The organism is Streptococcus sp. E17BB, assembly GCF_041807725.1.
Taxonomy (GTDB): domain Bacteria; phylum Bacillota; class Bacilli; order Lactobacillales; family Streptococcaceae; genus Streptococcus; species Streptococcus entericus.
On the sequence record NZ_JBGTZC010000051.1, the window covers coordinates 1 to 9,931 of the forward strand.

A 9,931-nucleotide genomic window follows, 5' to 3' on the forward strand; every position below is an offset into this window, starting at 1 on the left:
TTTATTTCTTAGCTCATAGAGATTTAATTTATCTTCGTAGCTCAATTTCATAAAAAAGCACCCCATTCGTTAGATTATCTGTCTAACTTTTGGGGTGCGGTTCACTGGCGGTAGGGAGAGTTTTTTATTTCCAAAACTGGTTAATCGAAAAACAAAAAATCCCTTGACTTGGGGTTAACTCAAAGATGTATAATACAAGTGCTTGAGAGGAGGCGATGCAATGAATATTAAAAAGGTCAGTGAGAAGACTGGTATTTCAGCAGACACGATTCGTTATTATGAACGGATAGGTTTAATGCCGGCTGTCACAAGAAATAAGGCAGGTGTACGCGATTTTACGGAGTTAGATATTCAGCTATTGGAATTTGTCCGCTGTTATCGCAGTGCTGGCATTGGCGTTGAGCCGCTGATTGAATATATCCAATTATTGGGGCAAGGTGATCAGACGGTTCCTGCTCGTATCGAATTGCTGAGTGAGCAACTAGAAGCCTTGGACAATCGTATAAACGAATTAACACAAGCGCGCGATCGTCTCAAATATAAGATTGAAAATTACAAACAGGCGATTCTTCCAGTTGAACGAAGTTTATTTGATGAATAGGAGGGAAATATGGTACAACATGAAGAATTATACGCTTCACCGTTATTTGAGTTAGGTACAGAGAATCCTTATGGAAGATTTTTCACTGGTCAATCCTATCTAGCGACCTTAGCACAATCTCCGGATCAGTCAGTTTTTGTTGGCAATGTAACTTTTGAACCGGGTTGTCGAAACAATTGGCATGTTCATCTGGATGGTTACCAAATTTTATTAGTAATAGGTGGCGAAGGAATTTATCAGGAGGCTGGGAGAATAGCTCGCCACCTTAAAGCAGGAGACGTGGTCATGACCAATAAAGGGATTAAGCACTGGCACGGAGCAAGCAAAAATTCATGGTTTGCGCACATTGCCATAACTTCGGGAGCTGGTGAATTTTATGAAGCAGTGACAGATGAGCAATACGAGGAAGCTCATTTTTAAAAGGAGGAATAAAGATGGAAAAACAAACAGCAGGACGGGAGATATTGGGGGAATTTGCACCAACATTTGCTTCCTTAAATGACGATGTCTTGTTTGGACAAGTCTGGTCCAGGGAGGATGCACTTGCTCCTAAACTTCGTTCAATCGTCACCGTATCTGCCCTTATTAGTAGTGGAAGTTTGGAACAATTAGATCATCATCTAAACCTAGCCAAGAAGAATGGGGTGACGCAGGAAGAAATTTCTGAAATCATTACACACCTCGCCTTTTATGTTGGCTGGCCAAAGGTCTGGTCAGCTTTTAATCGGGCAAAGGAAATCTGGAAGAACTAAAGGAGAAAGAATGTGGAATACACAAAACTGGGAAATACTGGACTTGAGGTGTCAAAAATTTGTTTGGGTTGCATGAGTTTTGGAGATGCCAATATGGGAATTCATTCAGGCTGGTTATTAGATGAAGAAAAGAGTAGAGTCATTATCAAAAAGGCACTGGATTTAGGTATTAGCTTTTTTGATACGGCCAATACCTACGCTGCTGGAACCAGCGAAGAGATTCTGGGGCGGGCTCTAAAAGATTTTGCCAAACGTGAAGAAGTTGTGATTGCGACAAAATGTTTCTTTAGTGATTTGCCAAACGGAGAAGTAAAACCCAATCAACATGGCTTGTCTCGTAAAGCGATCTTCCATCAGGTAGAACAGAGCCTAAAACGTTTAGGGACTGATTACATTGATATTCTCTACATTCATCGCTGGGATTATCATACACCGATTGAAGAAACTATGTCTGCTTTGAACGATTTGGTCAGAAGTGGAAAAGTCCACTATCTCGGTGCTTCAGATATGTATACTTGGCAATTCCAGAAGTCACAATATGTGGCTGAAAAGAATGGCTGGACACCCTTTTCAGTCATGCAAAACCATTACAATATGCTGTATCGTGAAGATGAGCGGGAGATGATTCCATTCTGTCAAGATTATGGAGTAGGTCTGGCACCGTACAGTCCATTAGCAGCAGGACGGATTGTCAGAGACTGGGCAGCAAATACAGCCCGTAGTGCGACGGATATGAAAGCAAAATCTAAGTATGATAGGACAGAGGAGCAGGATCGTTTGATCGTAGCACGTGTAGCCGAATTATCTGAGCTCTATCAGGTCTCGCGTTCACAGATTGTCTTAGCCTGACTCTGGAAAAAAGGGATGCATTCACCAATTTTAGGCGTGACCAAAGAAGCCTATTTGGACGATTTTATGGGTGCTTTTGAGGTTAATTTGACAGATGACGATGTCACTTATTTAGATAAATTATATGTGGCACATCAGGTCGTTGGTGCTCTTTAATATCGCGTTAATATTACAAGTATTTTAGTCTATTATAGAGGAAAGGATTAGAGGTAAGAGTCGAAATTGTTCTTACGCTCTTGGTCATAATGAATGAAAACAGCTATTTTTGAACAAGCAGGACAGATGATTATTGAAGAGGTGGCAAAACCGACCTTGCAAGCAGATGATGATATCATTATCAAGGTGGTGCGTGCCTGTGTTTGTGGATCGGACCTCTGGTCTTATTCACATGGCGATGATAAGGCGGCCCATTCACCAAACAGTGGTCATGAAGCTTTAGGAATTGTTGAAGAGGTTGGATCTGCCATTACGACGGTTCAGCCGGGTGATTTTGTCATCGTTCCCTTTACACATGGTTGCGGCACTTGTGGCGCTTGCCGTGCAGGTTTTGATGGAACTTGCGATAATCATCCCGGGGCGACAAACAGGGGAGGTGGCTATCAGTCCGAATACATCCGTTTCCATTATGGAAATTGGGCTTTAGTTAAAGTCCCTGGACAACCATCCGATTATTCAGAAGGCATGATAAAATCCCTCTTGACACTTGCTGATGTAATGCCGACAGGTTATCATGCTGCTCACTGTGCTCAGGTCGAACGAGGAGACAAGGTTGTCGTGATTGGAGATGGTGCTGTTGGTCAGTGTGCTGTCATTGCAGCCAAGATGATGGGAGCTTCTCAAATTATTCTCATGAGTCGACATGCCGACCGCCAGCAATTAGCTCTGGAGCTTGGGGCGACTGCAATTGTCGCTGAACGTGGCGAAGAAGGTGTTAAACGAGTGCGTGAGCTACTAGGTGGCGGTGCGGATGCCGCTCTTGAATGTGTCGAAACAGAGGCTGCGATTGATCAAGCACTGGGGGTACTTCGTAATGGAGGTCGCGTTGGTTTCGTTGGTGTACCGCACTATGACAAACACAAGTTGGGATCTACCTTTGCCCGCAATATTTCGGTTGCCGGTGGATCAGCCAGTGTGACCACCTACAATAAACAGGTGTTGCTAAAGGCTGTATTAGATGGAGACATCAACCCTGGAAAAGTGTTCACCACAAGTTATCGTCTAGATGATATTAACCAAGCTTACCGAGATATGGCTGATCGTAAGAGCATCAAGTCGATGCTGGTCATTGACTAGGTAAGCCATAAACAGAGGGAGTGAAAAACATAACTCTCTCTGTTTTTACCTTCTAGTAAGTCAAAAAAAGGGGGGGGGCTTTCTCCATAACTTAGGTGATGTTATGATTGTCGATATTCCCGAATTTTTATTAAAAATAAGCCTGAAAGTCTTGCTAAAACAGGAAAATCTGATATAATTATTTTCAATATTACATTTAGGAGGGCGTATGGCTTACCTATTAGACATTTTACCTAGTTTATTACAGGGCGCCTTGGTTTCCTTACAGGTTTTTTTCATTGTCATTGCCCTATCTATTCCGCTAGGCGCTTTGGTTGCCTTTTTGATGCGTTCAAACATTAAGATTATTAACTGGCTGTTCAATATCTACATCTGGATTATGCGGGGCACACCCTTGCTCTTGCAGTTGATTTTCTTCTATTATGTTTTGCCGAGCGTTGGGATAACTTTTGATCGGATGCCAGCAGCCATCATTGCCTTTACCATGAACTATGTAGCCTATTTTGCTGAGATTTTCCGTGGGGGAATTGCCGCTATTCCGAAGGGGCAGTATGAAGCTGCCAAGGTTCTGGGCTTGACCCCTGTTCAGACTATTGTCCATATTGTTTTACCGCAGGTGGTCAAGATTGTTCTGCCTAGCATTTTCAATGAAGTGATCAACTTGGTTAAGGATTCTTCCTTAGTCTACGTGCTTGGGGTCGGCGATTTGCTCTTGGCTTCTAAAACAGCCGCAAACCGTGATGCCAGTTTGATTCCTATGTTTATCGCCGGGGGCATTTACCTGCTTCTCATCGGAGTTGTGACCATTTTATCTAAAAAAGTTGAGCAAAAATTTGACTATTACCAGTAGGAGGAGGGTCTTATGTTAGAGTTAAAAAATATCAGCAAGACCTTTGGGGACAAGGTCATTTTCGACCAGTTTAACCTGACGGTTCAAGAAGGCAAAGTTTTGTCTTTGGTTGGTCCATCTGGCGGTGGGAAAACGACCCTGCTTCGCATGTTGGCTGGGCTTGAGAGCCTTGATTCAGGTGAGATTATCTATAACGGTCAAGTTGTTCCCATCGACCACTTGGAGACAGCTAATCTCCTCGGTTTTGTGTTTCAAGATTTTCAACTTTTTCCTCACCTATCAGTTTTGGAGAATCTGACTTTATCGCCGATTAAAACCTTGGGATTGTCTAAGGAAATTGCAGAGCAGAAAGCTCGTGACTTGTTACTACAGCTAGGCCTGGCTGAACACCAACAGGCCTATCCCCACTCCCTCTCTGGCGGTCAGAAGCAGAGGGTCGCCCTCGCGCGGGCCATGATGATTGATCCAAAAATCATCGGCTACGACGAGCCGACATCAGCGCTTGATCCCCATCTCCGACAAGAAGTTGAGAAAATGATTATCGCTAATCGTGACCGTGGCATGACCCAAATTGTGGTCACCCACGACATGGCCTTTGCAGAACATATTTCAGATCAAATTCTGAAAATAAATCCGAGTTAGGCGCTTGCCAGCTCTGCTATTGAACAAAAGAAGAGGAAAATATTATGAAGAAGTTTTATCTGGGTGCTTTAGCACTTGTAACGAGCTTGACCTTGGCTGCTTGTGGCAGTAAGACAGAGACATCAGCTGACAAATGGACGACCTATGAGTCTGAAAAGTCTATTACCATCGGTTTTGACGAGACATTTGTCCCAATGGGCTTCAAGGACAAGTCAGGTGACTATGTTGGTTTTGATATCGACTTAGCGACTGCCGTCTTTGATCAGTACGGGATTGCTATCAAGTGGCAACCCATCAACTGGGACTTGAAAGAAACTGAGCTGAACAACGGTAAGATTGACCTGATTTGGAACGGTTACTCTTTAACTGAGGAGCGCGCTGAAAAAGTCTTGTTTACAGACCCGTACCTGCCGACTTCTGACGTCATTATCACCAAAAAGTCATCAGAGATTACTTCAGCTGCTGATATGGCTTATAAGACTTTGGGAGCACAGTCTGGCTCATCTAGTTACGACACCTTCCTAAGTAACCCAGCTATTTTGAAAGATATTGTCAAAGATAATGATGCGACCCAGTATGAAACATTTACGCAAGCCTTCATCGATTTAAAGAGTAATCGGATTGATGGTTTGCTGGTCGATAACATCTATGCCAACTACTACCTAACAGAAGAAGGCGAGCTTGAACATTATAATGTGATCGACATTTCTAAAGAGTTTCAAGGGCAGAACTTTGCTGTCGGTGCACGAAAATCCGACAAAACATTGGTTGAAAACATCAATAAAGCCTTCAAAAAGCTTTATGAAGATGGCAAATTCCAAGAGATTTCAAAAAAATGGTTTGGTGAAGATTTAGCTACCGAAGATGTGAAGAACTAATCTTTTCACCGATATAGGAAAAAAGGCAGATCTAATTGCTTTGCCTTTTACGTTAATTAAAACAAATGTTAAGCCCCTTTAGGGGCTTAACATTTGTTTTAATTTCTCTTGGTTTGCTTGCTGAGATTAAGCCCCCAAGGGACGAGGTTCTCAGTCTTGTTCTTGATACGTCCCATGTTGTCTCTGTGACGAATAATGATAAGGCTGGCAATGGTGATGATTAAGCCTGTAAAAATCAGACTGTAATCGCTGATGAGAAAGCCCATTGCAGGAAAAGTCAGCACGCCGATGATAGCGACACTAGCAGCTGTCACACTGGCTAGGGAAATTATGCTGAAAAGGTAGAGTGTCAGTAAGAAAATCACCAGCAAAAAAATCAGGAAAGCAGGGGCAAAACCTAACAGGACACCTGCAGATGTGGCAACTGCTTTACCGCCTTTGAACTGGGAAAAGATGGGAAAGGTATGTCCTAACACGGCAAAGAAGCCAATCAGGAGAGCCAAGTCGCCGTCAATGCCAAACCAGATGGGTAAAAGTGTTGCTACTGTTCCTTTTAGAACATCGACAAGTAGTGTGATGATACCAGCTTTTTTCCCTAAAATACGAAAGGTATTGGTGGTCCCAGTATTGCCAGAACCGTGTTCTCGCAGGTTTATGTTGTAAAATTGTTTGCCAATCCAGAGGCCTGTTGGGATGGAGCCTAGCAGGTAGGCAATGATGCCAAAAATAAAACTATTCATAGCGCTATTATACCATAAAACTTTGACAAACAAACTAAATGAACGTTAAAATGAGAGAAAAAGCAACTTTGCTTTGCCATTTGTCTCAAAAATCGGTAAAATAGAGAGATGACAAATTTGGAGGTCATAGATGCCTAAGAAAGAAATAAACGTAACAAACTATAATGATGACGCCATTCAGGTTTTGGAAGGACTAGATGCAGTCAGAAAGCGGCCGGGCATGTACATCGGCTCCACCGATGGCGTGGGGCTGCACCATCTGGTCTGGGAGATTGTGGACAATGCGGTCGATGAGGCCTTGTCAGGTTTTGGGGACAAGATCAGTGTGACCTTAAATACCGATGGCTCAGTGACAGTAGCAGACAGTGGGCGGGGCATGCCTGTGGGTGTTCACGCCATGGGGATTCCGACGGTTGAGGTTATCTTTACCGTCCTCCACGCAGGGGGCAAGTTCGGTCAGGGAGGTTACAAGACCTCTGGTGGTCTCCACGGGGTTGGCTCATCTGTCGTCAACGCCCTCTCTAGCTGGTTGGAGGTGGAGATTACCCGTGAGGGGAGCGTCTATCGCCAGCGCTTTGAGGACGGCGGCAAGCCCGTAACCACGCTTGAAAAAGTCGGTACCGCTCCTAAGTCCAAGTCTGGTACGACCGTTCGTTTCCTGCCTGACCCACGGATTTTTTCCACGGTTGAGTTTAAGTATGGGACAATCGCAGAGCGTCTAAAAGAGTCTGCCTTTCTCCTCAAAAACGTCACCATGACCTTGCTGGATCAGCGGTCTGGAGAAGAAGCTAGCTTCCACTATGAGAATGGGGTGCAGGATTTTGTCGCCTATCTCAATGAAGACAAGGAAATCTTGACCCCCATTATCGCCTTTACAGGAGAAGAGCAGGAGTTTCAGGTGGACATCGCCATGCAGTACAACGATGGCTTTTCTGACAATATCCTCTCATTTGTTAACAACGTCCGCACCAAAGATGGCGGTACGCACGAGACAGGGTTTAAGACCGCCATTACCAAGAGCCTCAATGACTATGCAAGAAAAACAGGACTTCTGAAGGAAAAGGACAAGAACTTAGAGGGGTCTGACTACCGTGAGGGCTTGTCAGCTGTCCTATCCATCCTTGTTCCCGAAGCCCATCTCCAGTTTGAAGGGCAGACCAAGGATAAGCTGGGCAGCCCCCTTGCTCGTCCTATTGTCGATAGCATTGTCAGCGAGAAATTGACCTTTTTCCTCATGGAAAATGGCGAAACGGCCAGCAACCTCATCCGCAAGGCCATTCGTGCTAGAGATGCTAGAGAAGCGGCCAGAAAGGCGCGTGATGATGCCAGAAGTGGCAAGAAAAACAAGAAAGACAAGGGGTTGCTATCTGGTAAGTTGACCCCAGCCCAGTCTAAAAATGCCCAGAAAAATGAGCTCTATCTAGTCGAGGGAGATTCAGCGGGCGGTTCTGCTAAGCAAGGCCGTGACCGCAAGTTTCAAGCAATCTTACCCCTACGAGGCAAGGTTATCAATACTGAAAAGTCCAAGATGAGCGATATTCTCAAAAACGAGGAAATCAATACCATGATTTACACCATTGGAGCGGGTGTTGGGGCGGATTTCAATATCGCTGACATCAACTACGACAAGATTATCATCATGACCGATGCGGATACAGATGGTGCCCATATTCAGACCCTACTCTTAACCTTTTTCTACCGCTACATGCGGCCGCTGGTCGAGGCGGGGCATATCTACATCGCGCTGCCACCGCTCTATAAGATGAGCAAAGGCAAAGGAAAAACCGAAAAAATCGCCTATGCTTGGACGGACGGTGAGCTAGAGGACTTGCGAAAAGAGTTCGGAAAAGGCGCTCTTCTCCAACGCTACAAGGGACTGGGTGAAATGAACGCCGACCAGCTCTGGGAGACTACTATGAACCCTGAGACTCGCACCCTCATTCAGGTGACCATTGATGACCTAGCGCGTGCTGAGCGCCGCGTCTCCACCCTCATGGGCGACAAGGTCGAACCTCGCCGCAAGTGGATTGAGGAGAATGTCCGATTTAGCTTGGAAGAACAGACGTTGTTCTAACTTGTCGATTTATTATAATTACTCAAGGAGATTATTATGAAAACAAAAATGACAAAAACTCAAGCAATTGAGCAACTGCAAAATCGCTACAAAAAGGCAGAAGATTTGCTCAAAGATGACGTCAAAATGGAACCGTTTTTGGAGAAATTGGAGAAGAAAATCAAGTGGATTCCTTTTGTCAGTCAGGAAATCAAATCGATTCCGATTTTGATTAGCATGGTAAGAAGTTACTGGAAAGGTGAGTACAAAACTGTTCCAATCAAGTCTATCATCGCTATCGTCAGCGCTTTGATTTACTTCCTATCACCGCTTGATATCGTTCCTGACTGGATTCCCTTCCTCGGTCAGATGGATGATGCTCTCGTTATCGCCACCGTCTGGAAACAAGTCCATAAGGACATTGAGGCGTATAGGGAGTGGAAAAATAAAGTATAAAAACTTGACAAAAGTTTATACCCTATAATACAATCAGATAACATACAGCTACTTCAAGCATAGAGAGACAGTTATGGAACAGAACCAGTTACGCAAATTAAAGCGTGAACAATTACTTAAAATGATGTTGCATCAGCAGCAAGTCATTGAAGAACAAGAGCAAAAAATCCTAGCACTGGAAGAAGCTCTTAATGAAAAAAAGATACGATTGGAAAAGGCTGGCTCTATTGCTGAGGCAGCTTTGGCTCTGAATGAGGTCTTTGAAGCAGCTCAAAAGGCTGCCGATGATTACCTGCTAAGCATTCAATCGCAAGCTCAGGCTCAAGCTTAAGAGAGAGGTGATCAAGCGGATGTCTGATGTAAAGTTAACAACTCAATCGCTATCAACAGAACTGGATAGATTAACCTATCGTAAGCGATTTTGGGCAATCGTGAGAAATACCTTATATATTCTAATGGCTGTTGCCTCTACCGCTGTTCTCATTGCGGTCCTATGGCTTCCGGTTTTGCGGATTTATGGGCATTCGATGGATAAGACCCTCCAAGAAGGCGATATCGTCCTCACCGTGAAGGGAACTGACTTTGATAGTGGAGACGTGATTAGTTTTTACTAAAAGATAAATTGCAAGAATAAGTGCAACACTTATCACAATTCCTTCAATAGTGCTTCAAAAGCTGTTCTGTAAGCCAAGCATTTTCGTGGTCGGTTATTGATGTCAAATAAGACTTTCGCCAATTGTCCATCAGAAATAGCAGCCAAATCGGTTTTCTTGGAGAAATATTCCCTCAGTAAACCATTGGCGTTCTCATTGCACCC

General features: G+C 44.1%; 11 protein-coding genes and 3 pseudogenes. 12 read left to right on the top strand and 2 right to left on the bottom strand.

Going from position 1 to position 9,931, the window contains the following annotated elements; genetic code table 11:
* Nucleotides 1–220: 220 nt before the first annotated feature.
* From nmlR to ACERC7_RS09830, 8 genes and pseudogenes are all read left to right on the top strand, one after another.
* Nucleotides 221–601 (top strand): stress response transcriptional regulator NmlR, encoded by a 381-nt coding sequence (gene nmlR / locus ACERC7_RS09795; protein ID WP_373659570.1) that lies wholly within the window; start codon nucleotides 221–223, stop codon nucleotides 599–601.
* A gap of 9 nt (nucleotides 602–610) precedes the next feature.
* Nucleotides 611–1,021: a cupin domain-containing protein gene (locus ACERC7_RS09800; protein ID WP_373659569.1), complete on the top strand. Its 411-nt coding sequence runs from the start codon at nucleotides 611–613 to the stop codon at nucleotides 1,019–1,021.
* 14 nt (nucleotides 1,022–1,035) lie between these two features.
* The gene (locus ACERC7_RS09805) at nucleotides 1,036–1,353 is read left to right on the top strand and encodes a carboxymuconolactone decarboxylase family protein (RefSeq protein WP_373666833.1); all 318 of its coding nucleotides are present in this window, start codon (nucleotides 1,036–1,038) and stop codon (nucleotides 1,351–1,353) included.
* A 12-nt stretch (nucleotides 1,354–1,365) separates the two neighbouring features.
* Nucleotides 1,366–2,358, top strand: a pseudogene (locus ACERC7_RS09810) (aldo/keto reductase).
* Between the two features lie 93 nt (nucleotides 2,359–2,451).
* On the top strand, nucleotides 2,452–3,495 hold the full coding sequence (locus tag ACERC7_RS09815; protein WP_373666834.1) for a zinc-binding dehydrogenase: 1,044 nt from the start codon (nucleotides 2,452–2,454) through the stop codon (nucleotides 3,493–3,495).
* 208 nt (nucleotides 3,496–3,703) lie between these two features.
* Nucleotides 3,704–4,345, top strand: coding sequence for an amino acid ABC transporter permease (locus ACERC7_RS09820; protein ID WP_373666835.1), 642 nt, complete (start codon nucleotides 3,704–3,706; stop codon nucleotides 4,343–4,345).
* Nucleotides 4,346–4,357: 12 nt separating this feature from the next.
* Complete coding sequence (locus tag ACERC7_RS09825) at nucleotides 4,358–4,987, top strand: amino acid ABC transporter ATP-binding protein (protein ID WP_373666836.1); 630 nt, start codon at nucleotides 4,358–4,360, stop codon at nucleotides 4,985–4,987.
* A 44-nt stretch (nucleotides 4,988–5,031) separates the two neighbouring features.
* The gene (locus tag ACERC7_RS09830) at nucleotides 5,032–5,865 is read left to right on the top strand and encodes a transporter substrate-binding domain-containing protein (protein WP_373666837.1); all 834 of its coding nucleotides are present in this window, start codon (nucleotides 5,032–5,034) and stop codon (nucleotides 5,863–5,865) included.
* 98 nt (nucleotides 5,866–5,963) lie between these two features.
* On the opposite strand, the gene plsY is transcribed toward ACERC7_RS09830, so the two are convergent.
* Nucleotides 5,964–6,605, bottom strand: a complete 642-nt coding sequence (gene plsY / locus ACERC7_RS09835) for a glycerol-3-phosphate 1-O-acyltransferase PlsY (RefSeq protein WP_373666838.1) — start codon at nucleotides 6,603–6,605, stop codon at nucleotides 5,964–5,966.
* A 130-nt stretch (nucleotides 6,606–6,735) separates the two neighbouring features.
* Here plsY and parE point away from each other — a divergent pair, with 130 nt between their 5' ends.
* The 4 genes and pseudogenes from parE to ACERC7_RS09855 form a co-directional block, all read left to right on the top strand.
* Entirely contained in the window at nucleotides 6,736–8,679 is a 1,944-nt protein-coding gene (gene parE / locus ACERC7_RS09840; protein WP_373666839.1) for a DNA topoisomerase IV subunit B, read from the top strand.
* A 36-nt stretch (nucleotides 8,680–8,715) separates the two neighbouring features.
* Entirely contained in the window at nucleotides 8,716–9,114 is a 399-nt protein-coding gene (locus ACERC7_RS09845) for a YkvA family protein (protein WP_373659558.1), read from the top strand.
* Between the two features lie 73 nt (nucleotides 9,115–9,187).
* Nucleotides 9,188–9,445 carry a DNA repair protein gene (locus ACERC7_RS09850; RefSeq protein WP_373659557.1) on the top strand — a complete coding sequence of 86 codons (258 nt, stop codon included), beginning with the start codon at nucleotides 9,188–9,190 and terminating at the stop codon, nucleotides 9,443–9,445.
* 19 nt (nucleotides 9,446–9,464) lie between these two features.
* Nucleotides 9,465–9,725, top strand: a pseudogene (locus tag ACERC7_RS09855) (S26 family signal peptidase); the annotation flags it as partial.
* Nucleotides 9,726–9,760: 35 nt separating this feature from the next.
* On the opposite strand, the pseudogene ACERC7_RS09860 reads toward ACERC7_RS09855, so the two are convergent.
* Nucleotides 9,761–9,931 (bottom strand): annotated as a pseudogene (locus ACERC7_RS09860) (IS30 family transposase); the annotation flags it as partial.